The organism is Streptomyces sp. NPDC047525, assembly GCF_040643025.1.
GTDB lineage: Bacteria > Actinomycetota > Actinomycetes > Streptomycetales > Streptomycetaceae > Streptomyces > Streptomyces durmitorensis.
In genome coordinates this window covers 94,960-113,710 of record NZ_JBEYTL010000018.1, presented here as the reverse complement: position 1 = coordinate 113,710, position 18,751 = coordinate 94,960, and the positions used below count along the sequence as shown (strand labels likewise).

Annotated in this window: 19 protein-coding genes and 2 pseudogenes; 8 read left to right on the top strand and 13 right to left on the bottom strand. The window is 67.3% G+C overall.

Features of this window, described 5'->3' with window-relative positions; translation table 11 throughout:
- Positions 1 to 170: 170 nt before the first annotated feature.
- The 3 genes and pseudogenes from ABZ833_RS36985 to ABZ833_RS36975 all read left to right on the top strand — a co-directional run bounded on the left by ABZ833_RS36985 (position 171) and on the right by ABZ833_RS36975 (position 2,881).
- On the top strand, positions 171 to 1,061 hold the full coding sequence (locus ABZ833_RS36985; RefSeq protein WP_361056516.1) for a GNAT family N-acetyltransferase: 891 nt from the start codon (positions 171 to 173) through the stop codon (positions 1,059 to 1,061).
- Between the two features lie 1,014 nt (positions 1,062 to 2,075).
- Positions 2,076 to 2,415 (top strand): annotated as a pseudogene (locus ABZ833_RS36980) (ATP-binding protein); the annotation flags it as partial.
- Between the two features lie 106 nt (positions 2,416 to 2,521).
- On the top strand, positions 2,522 to 2,881 hold the full coding sequence (locus ABZ833_RS36975) for a hypothetical protein (RefSeq protein WP_249592605.1): 360 nt from the start codon (positions 2,522 to 2,524) through the stop codon (positions 2,879 to 2,881).
- Between the two features lie 102 nt (positions 2,882 to 2,983).
- On the opposite strand, the gene ABZ833_RS36970 is transcribed toward ABZ833_RS36975, so the two are convergent.
- Entirely contained in the window at positions 2,984 to 3,193 is a 210-nt protein-coding gene (locus tag ABZ833_RS36970; RefSeq protein ID WP_361056512.1) for a hypothetical protein, read from the bottom strand.
- 122 nt (positions 3,194 to 3,315) lie between these two features.
- Between ABZ833_RS36970 and ABZ833_RS36965 the strand changes: the two genes are divergently transcribed.
- Complete coding sequence (locus ABZ833_RS36965; RefSeq protein ID WP_361056509.1) at positions 3,316 to 3,816, top strand: hypothetical protein; 501 nt, start codon at positions 3,316 to 3,318, stop codon at positions 3,814 to 3,816.
- A 40-nt stretch (positions 3,817 to 3,856) separates the two neighbouring features.
- On the opposite strand, the gene ABZ833_RS36960 is transcribed toward ABZ833_RS36965, so the two are convergent.
- The gene (locus ABZ833_RS36960) at positions 3,857 to 3,997 is read right to left on the bottom strand and encodes a hypothetical protein (RefSeq protein WP_361056506.1); all 141 of its coding nucleotides are present in this window, start codon (positions 3,995 to 3,997) and stop codon (positions 3,857 to 3,859) included.
- 167 nt (positions 3,998 to 4,164) lie between these two features.
- Between ABZ833_RS36960 and ABZ833_RS36955 the strand changes: the two genes are divergently transcribed.
- Positions 4,165 to 4,398, top strand: coding sequence for a hypothetical protein (locus ABZ833_RS36955; RefSeq protein ID WP_361056503.1), 234 nt, complete (start codon positions 4,165 to 4,167; stop codon positions 4,396 to 4,398).
- Positions 4,399 to 4,544: 146 nt separating this feature from the next.
- Here ABZ833_RS36955 and ABZ833_RS36950 read toward each other — a convergent pair whose 3' ends face one another.
- Positions 4,545 to 5,498, bottom strand: coding sequence for a LysR family transcriptional regulator (locus tag ABZ833_RS36950; protein WP_361056500.1), 954 nt, complete (start codon positions 5,496 to 5,498; stop codon positions 4,545 to 4,547).
- 106 nt (positions 5,499 to 5,604) lie between these two features.
- On the opposite strand from ABZ833_RS36950, the gene pcaD reads away from it, so the two are divergent.
- Positions 5,605 to 6,411: a 3-oxoadipate enol-lactonase gene (gene pcaD / locus ABZ833_RS36945; RefSeq protein WP_361056497.1), complete on the top strand. Its 807-nt coding sequence runs from the start codon at positions 5,605 to 5,607 to the stop codon at positions 6,409 to 6,411.
- 129 nt (positions 6,412 to 6,540) lie between these two features.
- On the opposite strand, the gene ABZ833_RS36940 is transcribed toward pcaD, so the two are convergent.
- Together ABZ833_RS36940 and ABZ833_RS36935 are read right to left on the bottom strand one after the other, a co-directional pair.
- The gene (locus ABZ833_RS36940; RefSeq protein ID WP_361056493.1) at positions 6,541 to 8,142 is read right to left on the bottom strand and encodes an APC family permease; all 1,602 of its coding nucleotides are present in this window, start codon (positions 8,140 to 8,142) and stop codon (positions 6,541 to 6,543) included.
- Between the two features lie 481 nt (positions 8,143 to 8,623).
- Positions 8,624 to 9,160, bottom strand: a complete 537-nt coding sequence (locus tag ABZ833_RS36935) for a hypothetical protein (RefSeq protein ID WP_361056490.1) — start codon at positions 9,158 to 9,160, stop codon at positions 8,624 to 8,626.
- Between the two features lie 307 nt (positions 9,161 to 9,467).
- Between ABZ833_RS36935 and ABZ833_RS36930 the strand changes: the two genes are divergently transcribed.
- Positions 9,468 to 10,103 carry a hypothetical protein gene (locus ABZ833_RS36930; RefSeq protein WP_361056720.1) on the top strand — a complete coding sequence of 212 codons (636 nt, stop codon included), beginning with the start codon at positions 9,468 to 9,470 and terminating at the stop codon, positions 10,101 to 10,103.
- Between the two features lie 143 nt (positions 10,104 to 10,246).
- On the opposite strand, the gene ABZ833_RS36925 is transcribed toward ABZ833_RS36930, so the two are convergent.
- From ABZ833_RS36925 to ABZ833_RS36890, 8 genes and pseudogenes are all read right to left on the bottom strand, one after another.
- A complete protein-coding gene (locus ABZ833_RS36925; protein WP_361056487.1) occupies positions 10,247 to 11,545 on the bottom strand; it encodes an MFS transporter in 1,299 nt (432 codons plus the stop codon).
- On the bottom strand, positions 11,542 to 12,651 hold the full coding sequence (locus ABZ833_RS36920; RefSeq protein ID WP_361056484.1) for a PLP-dependent cysteine synthase family protein: 1,110 nt from the start codon (positions 12,649 to 12,651) through the stop codon (positions 11,542 to 11,544). The genes ABZ833_RS36925 and ABZ833_RS36920 overlap by 4 nt, the downstream gene beginning before the upstream one ends.
- A gap of 1,086 nt (positions 12,652 to 13,737) precedes the next feature.
- Positions 13,738 to 14,559 (bottom strand): helix-turn-helix domain-containing protein, encoded by an 822-nt coding sequence (locus ABZ833_RS36915; protein ID WP_361056481.1) that lies wholly within the window; start codon positions 14,557 to 14,559, stop codon positions 13,738 to 13,740.
- A 251-nt stretch (positions 14,560 to 14,810) separates the two neighbouring features.
- Positions 14,811 to 14,938: pseudogene (locus ABZ833_RS36910) on the bottom strand (IS630 family transposase); the annotation flags it as partial.
- A gap of 36 nt (positions 14,939 to 14,974) precedes the next feature.
- Entirely contained in the window at positions 14,975 to 15,511 is a 537-nt protein-coding gene (locus ABZ833_RS36905) for a GNAT family N-acetyltransferase (RefSeq protein WP_361056479.1), read from the bottom strand.
- A 479-nt stretch (positions 15,512 to 15,990) separates the two neighbouring features.
- The gene (locus ABZ833_RS36900) at positions 15,991 to 16,302 is read right to left on the bottom strand and encodes a hypothetical protein (RefSeq protein WP_361056476.1); all 312 of its coding nucleotides are present in this window, start codon (positions 16,300 to 16,302) and stop codon (positions 15,991 to 15,993) included.
- A gap of 109 nt (positions 16,303 to 16,411) precedes the next feature.
- Positions 16,412 to 16,981 carry an SMI1/KNR4 family protein gene (locus ABZ833_RS36895; protein ID WP_361056473.1) on the bottom strand — a complete coding sequence of 190 codons (570 nt, stop codon included), beginning with the start codon at positions 16,979 to 16,981 and terminating at the stop codon, positions 16,412 to 16,414.
- A gap of 157 nt (positions 16,982 to 17,138) precedes the next feature.
- On the bottom strand, positions 17,139 to 17,564 hold the full coding sequence (locus tag ABZ833_RS36890; protein WP_361056470.1) for an SDR family NAD(P)-dependent oxidoreductase: 426 nt from the start codon (positions 17,562 to 17,564) through the stop codon (positions 17,139 to 17,141).
- Between the two features lie 384 nt (positions 17,565 to 17,948).
- Between ABZ833_RS36890 and ABZ833_RS36885 the strand changes: the two genes are divergently transcribed.
- Positions 17,949 to 18,626 (top strand): hypothetical protein, encoded by a 678-nt coding sequence (locus tag ABZ833_RS36885; protein ID WP_361056467.1) that lies wholly within the window; start codon positions 17,949 to 17,951, stop codon positions 18,624 to 18,626.
- Positions 18,627 to 18,751 lie beyond the last annotated feature (125 nt).

Here is an 18,751-nt window from a genome sequence, read left to right as displayed (position 1 = left end):
CGGGCCCGCGGTAGACCACATAGTGTGCTGCTCCACGCCCTGAGATGGATGGAAGGAGGCGAGTGCCGTGCGGTTCACACCTTTCCAGCGCTCCCTCTTTCCGCTGTCCCGGCGTGGTTCGTGAGTTCTGACCGGGAGCGCTCCAAGCAGCCTGCATCCCGGAGGAATCAATGACCGATGCGGTCATCCGCGCGCTCTCCGCGAGCGACGCTCATCTCTTCGACGCACTCCCCGACCCCCTGGGCGCCCGTGAAGGCCATCGGCGTACCCAGTTCCGCCCCGACTGGAAGCGCGTCGCCCTGCGCGACGGCGAGGTCGTCGCACGCGGCGCGTGGTGGGGCGGCCCCAACAACTCGGAGCCCGTGAACATCAACTGGTTCGACGTGGCCGAGGGCGAGGAGGAGGCAGGGGCCGAGCTCCTGCGCTCCGCTCCCTGGCAGGTCGAACTCGAGATCAACCTGCCAGGCGGCTGGCGGGGAAAGACCGGCCTGCGTGCCGGCGCCGAGTCGCGCTTCGCCGCCGCACGAGCCGCAGGATACGAACTCCTGGTGGAACGCTTCCTCTACCGCTGGACCCCGGAGCGAGGTCTGCCCGAGCGGCCCGGACGCCTGCGCTTCAGCGCCGAACCCGACAACACCGTGTTCTTCGACGCGTTGCGCCGCATCCACTCCGCCACCCTGGACGCCCACGCACTCAGGGCCATCGGGGAGGGCGGCCTCGACCAGGCCGCCCAGGAGGAACTCGACTTCTTCCACTGGTGCCCCTCCCCACGGGAGTGGTGGCAGATCGCGCACACGTCGGAGGGCGACTTGGCCGGCATCCACATCCCAGCCCACAACCCCTCCGGCCCGACCATCGGCTTCATCGGAGTCGTCCCGGAACAGCGCGGTCGCGGCTACGCCTACGACCTGCTCGCGGAGTGCACCCACCTCCTCGTCGAGCAGGGCGCGGAGTTCGTCAGCGGAGCAACGGACCAGGGTAACTTCCCCATGGCCGCGAACTTTGCCAAGGCTGGCTTCCCTGTCATCAGGGAACGCATCAACTTCCACCCGACGGTCTAGCGGGTGTCTGAGAACCTCCGTTCAGGGCAGGTGACTTGGTAGTTCCTGTACTTCGGGGAGGTGGGATGACTGGCCGACGCACCTATCCGACGGACCTTTCCGACGCCGAGTGGACGGTGCTCGAACCACTGGTTCCGCCGCCGAAGCCGGTCGGCCGGCCATCCAAGCATGGAACGTGGAACGCATGGATCTCTGCGGAACGCGTGGAGGGGCCCGGGTGCCGTACTGGCATCCGGGCCCCGAGGAACTGCTGCACCATCTGCCGGCCCTAGTGCTGCGCCGACCTTCTGTGTCCGCATGACCACTCGGGAGCGAGTGGGGAATGCGGGGATCGCGGTTGCTTGACCGGAGACCACCTCACTATCGATGACCTGCGGTACCCGGGCCCAGTGGCTCCGCCCGGGCGATCCTGATGGCTCTCAGCCCCTCCGTTCGTCCCTCTTGATCAACTACCTATTCACGGGTACTGCGAACCGCACTTGCGGGTACTGCTCCTGCTCAACTGCGGTCCTGCTCACGGCGGCCCCTGATCACTGCGGGCCACCCGGTCCGGCCATCAGTCCCGTCACCGTCCTGCAACCGCTCTGGCTCCGGAACTCCACCGCCGCACCGTCCTGCGCACTGCAACTACGGGTACTACTGGCCGGCAGTTCGTCCCTGCCGGGCCCTACTTGACCTCGGCGACGAGAAAACCCATAACCACCCCACCACCCAATGTCTTCTCCAGCGGACATAGATTTCCGTGCGCTCGAAGATGAGACAACCCACCTCGAACCGGTCCATTGACGGTCGCTGCAGCCCCCGAAGCTCAGGTCCGGCTCGCGGAGTGACCCACGGCCTCGCAGCCCGTAGAGCTTCCTGTGAGGCCGGTGGCGGTGCCGCCATGCGTCGACCATGGCCGTCCGTTTCGTCGGCAAGCACTGCGGCCCGGCCCGTTTGCGAGTAGAGGGGCAGGGCACAGAAATCGGATCGGCAACGGCCGGGCATGGACGATCAGAGACCGCGGTGAACCTGATGAACACGATGGCCGTCAATGCCACAACCGACCGTTCCACGAGGGTGGTTGCCGACGCGCGCGATTGCGACGCTGGTCTTCCTCTAATGCCTGCCGCAGCCGGCCCCGGCCCCTGACGCGGCGGACACCGTGGTCCTGGTCGTGTCCGAACTCGTCACCAACGCCCTGCGCCACGACGGGTGCCGCTGCACGGGGGCCTGACTGCGCACCCCGACACCATCGAGGTGGCCGTCCACGACCCCAGTCGGCATGCGCCGCGCATGCGCACCCCTGACCTGAACGGCGGCACCGGAGGCTTCGGCCCGGCCCATGGTCAACCGCCTCGCCCGCTCCACCGCGGCCACCAGCCGGGCCTCCGGCAGCAACTGTGAGCGCCCGTCTTCCTCGGTAGCACCCCAGCACCGCCGCTCAAGCAGCTGGCCGGCCGGCGAATATAATCTTCCGCATGTCGAAGCCTGACGAGCTGCTCGTTGAGGTCGCCGCCCTGGTGGAATCCGGGCAGAGCAACCAGATGTCCCTGACCGTGGTCACCGGTGGTGCTGTCATCACCGGCCGCCTAGCTCCCGAAGCAGTGTGGCGGCAGAGGGTGGCGGAGGTGCTGACGGATTCGGACCGCTTGGCAGAGTTCTCCGCCGTCTTCGACACCCCGGCGAAGAAGGACGGGCCGCCTACATATCTGCACTTCCATGTCGCCCGGATCCTGCAGGGAACCGTGGGAATCCCCGAGACAGGCGGGATGTACCGCGTGGCGATCGAAGACATCAGCACCTGGACCGTGGGCGACTTCAGCTATTCCGACCACTGAGCACAGCCACTCAGCAAGAACCCGCCGCACTCACTGTGGGCCCGACCGGCGCGTGCCGGTCGGGCCCACACTGCTGTCCAGGTGCCGGACCCTCGCCACGGTTCAGGACGCCCTCCACCACGAACACTGAACCAGCCATTGGCGCTCGCCCAGCGGCGAGTCCCAACGCCCCTGGTGAGCGGGAACACGGATCAGGACGATGGCCAGTGCGGACAGCAGCATGCCGGTCAGGTCGAGCCGGTCGGCCCTCTTCACGGTCGACGCGGGGATGAACCTGCGTCCCAGAAGGAGCACGGCGAGGCCCACGGGCATGTTGACCGTAGATGTTCTTGGGCCTCGGGACTGAACCACCTGCTCTCCGCCTCCGTCTCTCTGACGGGGCGACATACGATCGCCCCGTCGGCGTGGAAGCGAGCGGCCCCTACCGGGCCTGGATGGGTATGCAGAAAAAGACTCTGATCATCAGCGCAGCCTGCGTAGTAGGTCTCTGGGCCGTCGGCTCGGCCGTGACACCCGTGCTGAAGGAACACAACGACGGTTTCCCGGACGCGTTCAACGACCATGTGCTCCACGAACGCGTCAAGACGTTCCCCACGGAGCACGAGGCCCGGAAGTCCGCTGACAATGAATTCATCTTCCGGCTCCCCAAGTGGGTGCCCAGGGACGCGACGGACATCACGATCAAGGCGCAGACCACCGGCAACGCCAAGCTCATGCGCTTCACGCTCGCCGACACCCCGCTGAAGCTGGCCGGTGAGGAGGGCTGCTTGGAAGGCGCCTTCTCCGACGGGCCCACGCTGGCAGCGAGCTGGTGGCCACAAGACGTGGGGGCCGATGACGGACGGCCCGACTGTTCCGGGCAGTACCAGCTACGGGTGGCGGTCAAGGGAGACAAGGTTTACGCCTGGAGCAATGGCGACATGGTCGAGAGCTAACTGGGCGATTGATCCTGTGAGGTGTGTTTAGTCCGCGGGATCAGGTTCCGCGCCAGTCGGGGGTGGCTTCGCCGGTGAGGCGGCGGGCTATGAGGTCGATCATCGCGAGGTGAATCATGCCTTCGCAGCGGTGCGGGTGGGTGTCGCAGTCGCGGGCGCGGGCGAATCTGCTGTGGTGCATGAGCCTGTGCCGATACCGCGCTCGATGGTCCAGCGTCTGGGGATGATTTTGAATGCCTTGATTCCTGGCGGCCGTTGAACGGGGTGGACGTCAATGCCCAGGCGGGCGCCGTGGTTGATGGCCATGGTCCGGTAGACGGCGCCCACCCAGGCCCTGGGGTTGTGCGGGTGGGCGGCGGCGACGCGGGACAGCAGCGTGACACCGACCGCGATGGCGGCCGCGGAATCCCGCCGCTTCCCCCAACTCGGCCAGGCCTGGCGCGCGCAGGCCCGGACCGCTTCGCCGAACCCCTGGCACAGACACTCCGCTCCCGAGCAGAGCTGCACATCCCCGACATGGAAGTGGCGATCCTCCAGTTCTACGCGCTGGTGCTCTACCCCCACATCGTCCACAGCGCGTAGGGCGAGCACCTCTCCCCCGACCTGGCCGAACGCCTGGTGGACCGCGGCGTCGACATGCTCCTGAGGTACTACCGCAAGCGATGAACACGGGTTCCGGGCCCAGCGGTTCGCACGGGCCGAAACCCGTCAGAATCAGCAGGCTGCGGTCAGCTCCGCGGTGAGTGTTCCGGTGTCTTCCCCGCCCCGAGCACATGGCCCAGCGCAGGCCCCAGAACCGGTGCACGGCCCTCCAGGAAGTCCCACAGCCGGTCGGCCACCGGCCCGTGCGGCCGGTCTCGCCGGCGCGCCGCCGAGAGTTCCTCGACCACGCCGGGAAAATGTCGCCCTGCGATGGAGAACAGCCGTCCGTCACGCAACTCGTTCTCGATCATGAACCGCGGCACGTGCCCCCATGCCATGCCGTGCAGGATCAGCTCCTTCTTCATGAGGTGGTCCGGAACGGAGCACAGGGGCGCGCCGTCGACCAGGAAATGGCCCGGTTCGGACGGATGGCGCGCCGAATCCCGGATCACGCATTGGGTGAAGGCCTGCATTCGCTGGGGTGTGATGTCGCTGTCCGGAGGAAAGGGCAGGAAACCCGGCGCCACGACGGGCACCAGCGCGACGCGGCCCAGACCGATCGACTCCATCCGCACATCGCTCTGGGGGACACGGTGCACCATGAGGTCGGCTTCGTCCTCCAGCAGCCGCTCCCAGGGGCCGGTGACCGTCTCGAACTGCAGGTGCAGCCGCGTCTGCGGGCACAGCGCGAAGAAGTCGCTGAGCATCTCCAGCACCGGCGGAAGCGGGCACAGGTCCCCGAGCACCACGCGCAGTTCGGCCTCCTCGCCCATCGCCAATTGCGCGGCATAGGTCTGCAGCTCCCCGGCCTCGTGCAGCAGGAAGCGCACCTTGCGGTGAAAAGCGTGCCCCGCCTCGGTGAGCCGGACCCGGTAGCCCGAGCGGTCGAGCAGGTCCAGACCCAGCTGGCGCTCCAGCTTGGCGACTGCCGCGAAGACAGAAGGGTGCGAGCGGTGCAGCCGCTCGGCCGCAGCCTGGAAGCCGCCGCCGAGTACCACCGCGTCAAAGCACTGCAATTCATGGAGCGTGAAATTCGACATTGTCCAGGCAACCTACAGGAATCGTCCAATCTTTGTAATAGCACTTTGGCAGGTCGTGTTCCTAGGCTCAGCACATAGCCGCTGCCGCTCGATCACTGGAGCTGACATGACTTCCCAGACCCTTACCGCCATCACCACCGGCGACGGCGTCCGCATCGCCTACCGCTTCGACGGTGACCAGAGCAAGCCGGTACTACTGCTCTCGAACTCCATCGGAACCGACCTGCACATGTGGGACGGCCAGGTGCCGGCGCTGACCGAGCACTTCCGGCTGCTGCGCTACGACGCACGCGGCCACGGCGCCTCCGACGTCCCCGACGGCCCGTACTCCCTGGACCGGCTGGGGCGCGACGTGGTGGAGCTGCTGGACGCCCTGGGCCTGCAGCGGGTGCACGTGCTGGGCCTTTCCCTGGGCGGCATCGTCGCGCAGTGGCTGGGCATCCACGTTCCCGAACGCGTCGACCGCCTCGTTCTCTCCAACACCGCCGCTCACCTCGGCCCGGCCGGTCAGTGGGATCAGCCGATCGCCGAACTGCTGCAAGCCCCCGACATGCAGGCCACCGCGGAAATGTTCCTGCACAACTGGTTCCCGGCCAGCATGCTGCGAGGCGACAACGAGATCACCGAGGGCTTCCGCCGCACTCTGCTCGCCACCCAGCGCCAGGGCGTGGCCGGGAGCTGGGCTGCGGTACGCGACTACGATCTGCGCCGCACGGCCGCACTCATCCCCAACCCGACACTGGTCATCGCAGGCGAACACGACACCGTCACCTCCGCCGAACACGGCAGGCAACTCGCCGCGACCGTCCCCGGCGCCCACTTCACCCTCCTGCCCACGGTGCACATGGCGAATGTCGAAGGCCAGACGCAGTTCCTCGACACCGTGGTCGCCTTCCTCACCGAACAGCCCTGAAGGGCCACGGATGCCAAGGCCCTGGCCCCTCCCCCGTCTTCGCGTCCTGACAGGCGCAGAGCCAGGGCCAGGCACGGCGGATACCCACTACCGCGACGGCCCGTGGTCCCCCGACGGTCGGCGCCCGGCTCACTGAGCGGGGTTCGTGCGGAGGTGGGCGGCGCCCGAGCGGACCGCCCACCCGAAGACCGCCAAGGCGATGACGCCCACCACGAGTGAGTCGTACGGCGCCGGCAGATGTCCGGAGCCGCCGAAAGTGCCGAGCCACGACAACAGCGTCAGCGCCGCCAGGTGGAACACGAGCCATGAGCCCTGACGCAGTTCCTGGGCCGGAGGGCGGCCGCCTGCCGCCCTGCGTCGTTGCAGCAGGAACAGCGGGACACCGGCAAGGACGAGAGGCAGGGCGAGCCGCAGGTCGTCCCACCCCGACCAGTAGACGAACTCGGTCGCCACGGCGAAACTGACCGGCGCGATCCAGCGCACTCCCGGCATGTGGCCGTCCGCGAGGGGCACGCCGCGCTCCCGGTCGTGGGCCCGGAAGGAGGCCACGGCCACCGCCGAGGCGGCGTAGATGATCAGGTACATGTCCCCCATCACGCTCACGATGTCCTGCCAGCCTCCGAACGGCAGCATGAAGACGACGATGACCGCGAGGTTGAGGACCAATGCGCGGCGTGCGATGCCGGAGCGGGGATCGATGCGCATGAAGAAGCGGGGCAGCAGACCGTTCTTCGAAAGGGCGTAGGTGTGGCGGGCGTCGATGGCGACGCCCACGTAGGCGGAGCCACCCGGGGAGACGACCGCGTCGGCGTAGAGCAGTGTGGCCAGCCAGTGCAGGTTGAGGACAAGGGCGAGCTGGCCGAACGGCGACTCGAAGTTGACCCCCTGCCAGCCGTTGGTGAGCAGCGCATCAGGCACGGTGTAGAGGAAGGCGAGTTGGAGTCCGAGGTACACCAGCACCGCGAGGCCGATTCCGGTGAGGACGGCGGCGGGTACGTTGCGGCGCGGGTTGCGGGCCTCTCCCGAGAAGTCCAAAGGGGCCTGGAAGCCGTTCACGGAGTAGACGATGCCTCCGCCGGCCAGTGCCGTGAGGCAGGCCGCGTAACCGTAGGGGGCGAACCCGCCGTGGTCCGTGAGACGGCCCGGGTGAGTGCCGGACAGGAACAGGGCGGCCACCGTGAGCACGGGAACGACGACCTTGAACACCGACACCAGGTTGTTTACGCGTGCGAACATCCGTACCGCGAACCAGTTCAGCGCGGTGAGCAGCACGCTCAGTGCGGCGGCCACGCCCAGGCCCGACAGGGTGAGGCTGGTGCCGTGGTAGAGGCCGGGCACGTAGTGGGCGGCGTACTGCATGATCGCGCTGATCTCGGCCGCGGTTCCGCCCACAGAGAGCAGGACGGACCAGCCGACGACCGTGCCCACCAGCCGGCCGTTCGCGTACAGCGGCCAGCGGACCGTGCCGCCGCCTTCCGGCCTCGTGGCGCCGAGTTCGACCATGACCACGGCCACCAGCGCACAGAGCAGGCCGGCAGCGATCCAGGAGAGCAGGGCGGCGGGCCCGGCGGTCTGCGCGGCGTACAGGGCGGCGAACAGCCAGCCCGAGCCGAGGATGTTGGAGAAGCCGATCGCGGTCAGAGCCCAGAACCCGAGGTCCTTGCGCAGCCGGCTCTCCTCGGCCAACACGTCCGGGCCACCAGCAGTCTTTGCCAGCTGTTGCTCCGCCACGTTGCAAACCTCCTCGACGATCACGGACCCACGGCGCCAGCGTGCCACGCCCTGACGTACGCAAGCCTGCTCATCCCCGGCGCGTGGCTGGCAGACCTCCGCGCCCTGTGCGCCTCGCGGGAGACATTCACTGATTCTGGCTGGATGAGACGGAACAGGCTTCTATGCCGCAACTGGCTCCGGCGGACCCGCGGATGCCGTGCAGAGGGAAAACACAGAGGGGCATGCAGGTCACCGACGGCAGTCCCCTTGGCGTCCAGCACGCCGCCTGCCTGTCAGCCGAATGGATGCAGGAAGGTGACATGCCCTTCAGGCCTTGCGGCTTCGAAGACGCCTTACGCCGACCTGCTCTGCCTGCCTGCCTCCGCTACCGGCGCAGCATTCCCCTCGAGGATGTCGGTATCGCAGACACCGGTCTCAGAGGGTCTGGGTCTCACTCACGCACGACCTCGTTGCTGTCACCAACGTGCCCGAACGGCACCTAGCCCCGGCTCGGGCCGGTGAACCCGATGCTCTGGCGCCAGCTGAGCTCATGGACTCCCTCACCGTCCTCCTTGCGGAAGACGACCCGATATCCGCTCCAGGAGAAACGCGTCCATTCCCACCCGTCTTCGCCCTTGGTCACATGCGTGTCCCACTGCGTGAGGTCGCCGTCGCTCACGGCGGCGATCACCGTGTCGTCCGCATCACCCAGGTAGCAGCCCTCGTTGTGATGGGCAATGACCGCGACAGTGTTCTGATAGGTGCTCAGGTCAACTCGGCAGTCACCATCCCCTGCCGTGGGGTGGAGAACCCGGGGCTGCGACCACGAACCGCCATCGGCACCCCGGTGCCTCTCCGTCAGCCCTCGCTTCGTGAAGCGCACCATGACACGACGGCCGTCTTCCAGCACGACTGGACCCTGCGCACTGGCCGTCTTCGCCGAGGGAGTCTCCACGGGCCACTCGGCGCATCCCACCCACGCACCCACCACTACGAGCACCAGTCCCCCGGCCAGCAGTCCACGCCTCAGACGCATCGTGGATCTTCACCTCCCCTCTCATCCTCCGCCCCTGATTCCTGGGACTGTAGCCTTCCCTGCTCAGTCAACTGTTCGCACCCTTCGTCCTGGTGACCGGGGTGCGCATGGGGTGGCTCAGCGGTGTCGTGCGAGCTTGTCTTGAGCGTGCCAGGAGAGGCGATCGCGCGAGTGTCGCCGTATACCTGCATCAACTCAGCACGGTAGAGCCGAAGGTGCACAGCCTCGTCGGCTGCGACGAGGATGCTCGACGTAATCAGGAGGCGGTACGGGCGGTGAGTGCGGAAAACTTCGCAGGGTGATCACGATGCAGCCCGTCCTGGAGATTTACACACCTGACGACTTCGGCCTCTGGCCTGTCGCCGAGATCGAGCCGTTCGGATACCTGCCTCTCAGCGGGGCGCTCTCACCTGCTGAGGTAGGGACGGTGGTGATGCGCATCGCCGACTACAACAACCTCGACTCCGATGGCGACCACACACAGCAGTCGGCCAATGCACTCGGCTCTTTCTTGCACGGGCTCCTCGCACCTGAGGACGGCCTCGTCGCCCCCGGCGGTCTTCGAGTCATAGACACCTCCACCAGTGTCACCTTCCTGCCGGGCTGCTGTGACGGGCTGGAGAGCTGGCGCGACTGGCATCAGTTCGTCGACGACGGCAACCTGCTCGGATTCGGTCATGATCCCGTGTCACCCGTTGCGGAGCGCTTCGGCGACACCGTCAGGCTCACTGTCAACGCCGAGCAGCGAGACAGTCCGGTCATCGCGCTGTCCGTCACCGAGCTCCGCCACCACCTCGCCGGTGCCGAGAGCGACTTGGCTGACTTCCTCGCGCTGGCAGCCGACTGGACGTCCGGGCACCTTCCTGACCACCGCGCTCCCGTCACAGCCGCTCTCGCCCACGTCCTCGATCTGCCCCTACCGGCCGTGAGACCGGAGCCATAGGACGATCGGCTCGACTTCCCCCAGCAGAAGGAGGCGGGTCCGCGGAAAGCCATCGTGCGCGACGCAGTGAGCTGGGTGCGCCGCTGGGGTGGGGACGGGCGGCTTGGTTGCCGCCCGTCCCCACCGGTTGTGTGCGGGGTCGGTCAGGCCGTCGCGGGCTGCGGTTCGGGCGCGGGGCGTGTCAGGCGTCCGGTCCGGTGCAGGCCGTAGAGGGACGCCGAGCAGGCCAGACCGAGCCCGAACAACGCGAGCCAGGGCAGCGCGGACATTCCGGCGGCCCGGGCCGCGTCGAGGGCTGCGCCGGTGAGCAGGTTGCCGAGCGTGATGCCGATTCCGCAGATGGTGTTGTAGAGGCCGTAGTGGGTGGCGACGAGGCGGTTACCCGCGAGCCGGACGATGGTGTCCATCTCGAAGGGGTACGCGATCATCGTGCCCAGCGCCAGCATGAGTGCGGCCAGCGTGGGCGGTACGGAGGCGAGCAGCCACAGTCCGATGCCTGTGTCCGGCACCGGGACGGCGGTCGCGGCCAGGAGCGGTATGAATGCGGCTCCCATGATCAGCAGGCCCCGGGTCAGGGCGCGGCCGGGTTCCAAGTGCTCCTTGCACCAAGCAGTCACCCGGGTCTGGCAGAGAATCGTGGTCAGGCCGGAGGCGGCGAACAGCAGCGCCACGGCAACGGTTCCGAACTCGCCGTCGCCACCCAGGCGCCGCACTTCGAGCGGCAGCGCGAGGTAAACCTGGAAGGAGAGGACGTACGAGCCGATCATCGCGGTTGAGAAGAGCAGGAACGCCCGGTTGGCGATCACGCCGCGCCACTGCGCCAGCACACTCTCCCGCTCACCGGTGCCGCCGCTTGCGCGATCGTCGCCCCTGCGGGCAGGCAGCGCGCGGATCTGCACCACGCTCAACAGAGCGAAAATCGCTGCCGAAACCAGGCAGGTGATACGGAAGTCGACTCCTGTGAGCAGCATCCCGACGAGCGGGCCGAGCAGGATGCCCGCCTGGTAGAAGACGTTGAACAGGGCGAATGCCTCGACCCTGCGCTCCCCCGCGTCCGCCGCGAGGTAGGCCCGCACGGCGGGGTTGAACAGGGCGCCCGCGAAGCCGGTGGCCGCCGAGGCCGCGATCAACGCCGCGACCGAGTCGACCAGACCGAGCGTCGCGAAACCGGCCGTGCGCAGAACACATCCGGCGACGATCAGCGGCTTGTAACCGAACCGGTCGGCGAGGGTGCCGCCGATGAGGAACATGCCCTGCTGGCTGAAGTTCCGCACCCCCAGCACGAGACCGACCAGCCACCCCGCGAGCCCGAGCGATCCCGACAGATGCTGCGCCAGGTAAGGCATCAGCATGTAGAAGCCGAGATTGATGGTGAACTGATTGGCGAACAGGAGCTGCACGCTCCGGTCGTAGGAGCGCACCTGCGCGATCGTGCCCTTCACCGGCCCCCTCCTTCGAGCACGCCGGACTCGGTCGGCTGGGAGAGCGGATCCGCGACCTCGGTGCAGCGGGTCCAGCGGGTCACTTCCTTCTCGTCGGAGCGGCCCACCACATCCGGTTCGGGAGCCGGGACCACTCCCAACAGCCCCTTCTCGGCGCAGTACTCGTCGTCGTAGACGGTTTCCAGATAACGCTGAGGCCCGTCGGGGAAGATCGCGACGATGCGGGTGTCCCGAGGCTCCGTACGTGCCAGCCACCCGGCCACGAGCGCGACCGCGCCGACGCTCCAGCCACCCGTGGCGTAGTGCGAGGTCGCCAACTGCCTGCAGGCCCAGACGGATTCGGCTGGTGCCACCCAGTGCACCTCGCTGATGTTCTTGTACGCGACGTTGCGCGGGTAGATGCTGGATCCGAGCCCGCGCATGAGCCTGGGCCGGGCGGGCTGCCCGAAGATGGTCGAGCCCACGGTGTCCACCCCCACCAGGCGCATATCCGGGTAGAGCTGGCGAAGCGCCCTTGAGATGCCCGCGGAGTGGCCCCCGGTACCGACACTGCATACGAGTACGTCGATGTGGCCGATCTGGGAGGCGAGTTCGAGGCCCAGCGGAGTGTAGGCGGAGACGTTGTCGGGATTGCCGTATTGATCGGGGCACCAAGCTCCGGGCTCCCGCGCGAGCAGTTCGACGACCCGGTCCCGGCGGGCCTGCTGCCAGCCTCCGGAGGGGTGCGCTTCGGTCACCGTGTCGACCGTGGCACCGTACACAGCAAGGAGACGGGCCATGGACGGTTCCAGACCCGGGTCGGTGACAAGGGTGACGGGATGCCCGTAGACCATCCCGGCAAGGGCAAGGCCGAGCCCCAGGGTGCCACTGGTCGACTCGACGATCGGGCAGCCCGGCAGCAATTCGCCGCGGGCACGAGCCCGTTCGACCATGTGCAGTGCCGGGCGGTCCTTGATGCCACCCGGGTTGAAGCCCTCCAACTTGGCCCAGAAGCCACGGTCGGAGGGGGTGAACGGCTGGGCCACCCGAAGGACGGGCGTGTTGCCGACCAGCCCTGGCAGGCTTGAGCCGGCAGGAGTGAAGTCACTCGTGGTCAGAGAGTGCATCTGATTCGCTCTCATTTCGCTGTAGAAGCTGCGCGGGTGCTCGTCTCGCACTGCACGCCCGTCAGGCGAGCAGCGCGGCGGTCGACCGCGGCCGACCGCGAAGGCGGCTCCTAGATCAGCCACCTGCACAGGACAGCCGGTGTGGCATGGCTGCCACCTGGTATCCGGCTGGGCGCAGCTCGGAGGTGCTCAGCGATGAGCGGTGTGACAGGGGTCGTCGGGTTCGCGAGCGCACTCGCGTACGGCAGGCCGCGTACGGACGCAGGAGCGGTTCCGACGGAGCCGGGATCGGAGACGGAACAGCCTGATGGTGACTCAGGTCCGTCGAGCACCTCCGTCGCGGGCCGCCCCTCGGTATGGGGCAGTGTTCGCGACACGGCACTGACGCGAGCCATCGACTGCTCACCGGCGTGCGCGGTCTCGGCGCCGCACTGCACCAGCGTGAGCAGGAGAACGGCCACCGCGGTCCATACGAGTCGGCGCTCCCACAACGCCTGGGCATGCGAAAGGGACCAACGTCCCGGAGGCGAACTCGCCCATGCGGGAGAGGACATCGGTTCAGCAAAGCAGGGCGGCACAGATCCTCCGTGCGGCGGATTCCCCTGCCGGATCGTCCACGGCAGGGCAGCAATGAGTGGGGGCGACGAGCCGTCGAAACCATCCCGGAGCCGCCCGCAACAGGGCACGCAAGGGAAGGCCAGACGCCGGGCACCGGCCGACGAGAGAAGGCACGACGACGGCCTCGGGCCGCGTCGGCAGGCCTCAGCGATGTGTCGGCCTATGGAGAAGGGGGCGCTGACCTAGATGCGTAGAACTGGAGACTCCGCCGCGTGCGGTATCGGAACGACGAAGCCCCGCACGGCTGATGGGCGGACGTGCACGAGCGGCGGCACCAATGTGTCCGCTGACGAACTCAGCGAAGTAAGGCATGGCAGCCCTAGCGCGGGGCCCTGTGACGGCTGGCCAAGACCGCATTCGTCGAGGGCGTGCTCCTGCCCGTGGCTGTCACCGCCATGGTGATTGACCGGCGCCTCGGCCGGGTCATGCGTGGCAGTGGCAGTGGCAACAAGCTGCTCCGGCCCGAGTTCAGCGTGGCCGGCGATCGCAGTCGAGGCCCCGCTGCCCGACGCGACGTGACCCGCTGTGCTCTCGGGGCTGGCCGCGTGCGTGTACAGAACGCCGAAGAGGATCAGACCAAGGCCCAGCAGGCGCAGCGGAATCGCAGTTGCGCGAGTCCGCTGTGCGCCGGAAGGAGACCAGGCCGTAATCACGTCGTGATCCTAACCTCTGTCTGTCTGACTGGCGTAAAGGACTGTGCGAACAACGAATGAACAAGCCACCTGGGCCGGGGATCTGCTGGTCAGCGACGCCGAACGCGCGCAGCAACATCCACAGGGCGTCGCCCGCAACGACCGGGTGCGGGGACATGCCGAAGAGGTTGACGAAGAACACCCCTCCGGGGAAACTCGGCCGCTCGGCGGGCACGGCCCGCACCGCGAAGGAGGTCTTGCCCAGGCCCGCCGCACCGGTGATGAGTCCCACCACCCCGACCCCCGGGGTGCTTTCGGCGTAGACCAGCTCACTCAGCCAGATCAGCTCCGTACTGCGGCCGGTGAAGTCACCCACCATCCGTGGCAGTTCACACAGACCGCCCGGACATGACCAGTGATCCCGCAGCCGGCCGCTGCGCGCCAGCTCGACCAGCTGCCGACTGGCCCTCTCGTCCAACGCGAGCGCATCCGCCAACGCCGTCACGGTGCGATGCTGAGGCCCCTTGCTGCGTCCGCGCTCCAAGTCCGACAGCGTCCGGGCGCTCGCCCCGGACATCCCGGCCAACTGTTCCCATGTCAAACGTCCCGCGCGCCGGTGAGCGCGCAGCACTTCCCCGAAACCAGGCTGTCCGGTCAACGGTCCCTCCCCTCCCAGCAGACAACGAACTGACCGCGCCGCACGCCTCCTCGCCCGCTCGGGCCACCCCCGGCTGTGTACGTATATGCCGCCCGCACACCGGCAGGGACATACCTGAGGCCGTCGTTGCCCCGCCGTGGGGTCAAATACGCCCGCCCCCGAGCTCGCGGTGTGTATGTGCAGGCGCCGTCGGACAATCGTCACTACGACGAGAGCGCCGAGCAGCGGCTCGGCCAGATATCCACCGCCCATAACGCCTCGCGGCGGATCCGGATCACACGGCCCTGTACGCGGCGCAGGTAGGCGGCGATTTTGCGGAGTGACCAGCGGGTAAAGGGTGCCCGAGCTTGGTCGGGCGGGTGTTGGCCTTCGCGATCACCGGCGCCCGGCCGTACTGGGTGACTCTCCATCACATTCACATGGGGAGCGAGAACAGGCGCACTGGCCCTGAGGGCCAGCGGGCGTCGTCGCGCAGGGGCGTCACCATAGTCCGCAATGGCATGGTCACCAGGCGGTCTTCGGGTTGTTCGACCAGTACGTCGTTGTCGAGCGGGTGCCATCCGAGGCGCCTGTAGAGCGACACGAGGGGAGGGCGGCAGAACAGGAGTGCGTGCTGAGGACCCATTGTGCGGGCGTGCTCCAGGGCAGCTGTGACGACGAGCCGAGCCAGGCCATGGCCTTGCATGTTGGGTGCGACGGCCACCCCGCCGACGCCCACCACCTCTGTCGCGACGCCACCAATCGCGACAGGCAGTCGCAGCAGGCCAGCATGTGCCACGAGCCGGTCCTCGTGTCTGATGCCGAAGTGTTCTTCCTTCGGCAGCCAGGTCAGACCGGTCGAGGCAACACCGAAGGGATCACCGCTGTTGCCAAGGATCTCTTCCTGGTTCGTCTTGGTGTATTGAGGGAGTCGCATCACAGTCGGTGTCACGGAGGGTCGGTTCTCAGGCATGGCCACATGATGATCTCTCCGCCGAGCACAGGCCAAGGGATTCTCCACCGACACTGGGGAACCGACTGTCCCTGACTTCTCCTACGACGCTCACGAAACTGCCCCCCGCGTACCGGTCCGTCAGGACACACTTCACCAACAGCGACTACGACAACGGGTGCGACACCTTCGGCTGCGGATTCGCCCGGCTGCCTCCATGACGGTCGGTGGGCAACCTCCTGGCACACCGGCCTGGGTGGCACTTCGACGTCGACGGTGCGGCACAGTGGAGTATCGGCGTCCTCGACAGCCTCCCTCAGCCTGTTGGACGCCACGGGCAACCCGAAGAAGCAGTACACCCTGCAAGAGCCCAGGGCCATCAAGGTCGACACCCCCCAGACCGGCAACGCCCAGAGCGCCACGATCCAGTTCACGAACCTGACGGCCGGCGAGTCCCCATTCTTGCCCCTTGGGATCACGTCGCGCTCTTCAGTCTGACGTCACGCAGCGCCGAGAGCGGTGGCCTCGGGCCTGAGCAGCGTAGGGGCTGGGCAGTCTGTCCAATGGGTGGATTCGCCGGGCTTCTTGGAGAAGTCGTCCTTGTTGCCCTTGGGGCATGTCTCGGGCGAGTAGTCGGTGTCCTTCTTCCCGGTCCCGTACCACTTGATGACCACCTGGGCGCAGTAGCCGTCGGCTGCCAAATCCTTGACCCATCCGCCCGCGTACGTGCTGTAGATGTTGCCCTCCGACTCGCCCCAGCTCGTGGCCTTGCTCCAGGTGCTCTGGGCAGTGAAGTCACCGCTGGAGGCCACAAGGACCCGCTCCTTCCCCAAAGACGCCTGAGGAGCTTGCGAGTCGGCGACAGCGGGTGCGGCCACCCCCCGCTGTCAGCCCGCCACCGACGAGCGGTTGAGAACCGTCTTACGACCAGACGAGTCGGCCTTCGGCGACCCCACAGACCGGGTGGTTTCCATCGGCGATCTTCGTCAGCATCTCCGCTACGGAGTCGAAATACTGGGCCAACGATTCGTACTCGCCCGTGATCGTGATGTCACCCACGAACCACCTGCCGACACGCCCGTCCCGCACATCGATGAACTTTCCCATCCAGCCGTCCTGGTCAGACAGGAACGGGATCCACTCATTACGCCAGAACGGAATGTCCGGCTGGTCCGGAGGGTCGAATCCACCGGACCTGGAGCGGTTTGCGTAGAGCTGCTCAATCGCCCGGATGCCCAGAAAGAAGCTTCCCTCGTCCGGGAACCCGTCGAAGCCGCAACACGCCACTTCGTCGTCGACGTCTTCCTCAGGCAGATCCAGATTGTTCTGCAACAGCCACGTCCGCAGGTCCCCAGGGAGGGAGACACCCATCCGTTCCTCGGCGGCCGCGAGCATCTGCTCCGAAGCGGGCCCTGGCAGATCCGCGTGATCGGCCGGGGCGTGCTGCCGAAGAAGTGTCATCACGTGGGACCAGCTCTCAGCCACGCTCATTGCACTCTGCTCTCTCTACATGGATGCATACGTCCGATTGCGCCACGACGGAGGTTGCGAAGTGCCGACCGGAGAACCTTGCAGGGATGCTACTTCGAGCAGGCGTTCTATCCCCTCCCCACGCCCATCTTCCGACCCGAAGCACAGGGCCGGCTCCTCAGCGAGGTGACCGCCCGCCAACTGCCATGGCGTCCGGCACGAGAAACTGCAACGGCCGCGTGTCGAGGCCGTCGAAACCCGCCCGCAGGGATCTTCGCGAGGAGGGGGCCTCGGGCCAGCTGTTGACGTAGCCGGGCATCAGAGAGTTCATGCGGATGCCCTTCGCGGCGTACTGGTCGGCGTAGAGCTTGGTGAAGCCGGTCAGAGCGGTGCACATCGCCGAGTTCACGGGGATCATGCTCATCGGCTCGAAGGCCGTGTAGGAGGACAGGTTCACGAACACGCCCTTGCCCGCCTGTTCGAAGCGACCGCCACCTTCGACTGGCGCGTACTGCGCGAATCCGGCATCACCCGCGAGCACAAAGCGGGCCGCTACAAGGCCGTCGAACTGCGCCGCGACGACCTGGATGCCCGCTTCCCCCACCTCCTGGACGCCGTCCTCACCGCCACTCCCCCCACCCAGCCCGCCGATGCGGCACCCGTCGAAGGCCTGGAGACGGCCCGCGCCAGCCGGTAAGCCGCCGCGGATGCCGAGGCTAGGAGTGAGCCGCCGATCTGTGACGCTCAGTGATGAGGGCCAGAGACCTTAAGAGCTGTTCTCTTCCGATCCCCTCAACCGGTTCGTGCAGGCGAATAGGGCGTTCCGGATGAGCGGGACCGGTCCCGGGCCGTCGTCGGTATCATCCTCGACATATCTTCTGACGAGGTGCGCAGACCCGCAGCGCTGGTGGTGGCTGCAGTTGGGATCCATGCGCTGCAGGCCGCCGGACGGAACCAGCGGGACCGGTCGTAGGGGGAGAGGAAACTCGTGGTGCGGGAGTGCTGGTTCTGCGGGAATGCCGCCCAAGCGTCGTGGCACGACCGCATCCTGGGGCTGCACCAGGGCGCCGACACCACCATGACCCCATGGATCGTTGTTCTGCGCACCAGGTGGCGCCAGGAAGTTGTGCATGTACCACGCTGTGCCCGCTGCCACACCGGACATCAGATCGAGCAGACCGCGGCGGTGCTCTCCACAGCCGCATTGATCGCCTACGCCGCCAGCGGCGGGCTGGACCAACTCCTCGGCATTCTGCCGACTTCGGCCGCAGAGCGGACGGTCGCAGCGATCTGGGCGGTCGTGGCCTGCCTGCCAGGACTCACCTGGATCGCCATCAGGCATGGTTGGCTGCCGTGGAGGCACCTGGCACCCCACCGCCTGGGCCATGCCCGCCATCACCCGGAGTTCATCCAACTCCTCGACGATGGCTGGAAACCCAGGCCGGGTCCCTTCCCCTGCTGGGGAAACCCGCAGAACCCCCATCACCCTCCGCCACCGAGCCGATCCCGGCGACTGATCGGGCACGTCATCGCCCTGGTCGGAACAACCTGCGTCATCGGCATCCCCATCTCCTACTTCCAGGGCTACGAGGAACTGGCCGGAGGTCTCATCGTGGCGGCGGCCGGGCTGTTCTCCCTGTCCTCAAAGATCAAACCCGACAACTGAACGCCGACTCCGAAGCACTTCTCGGCCGTCGGCTGACGAGCTCACCGGCGGCGACTGCTCGTGCCAGTTCGGATCGACGCCAACAGCCTCCTGGCCGTGGCCATCGGGCTCTCGCTGCTGAGGTC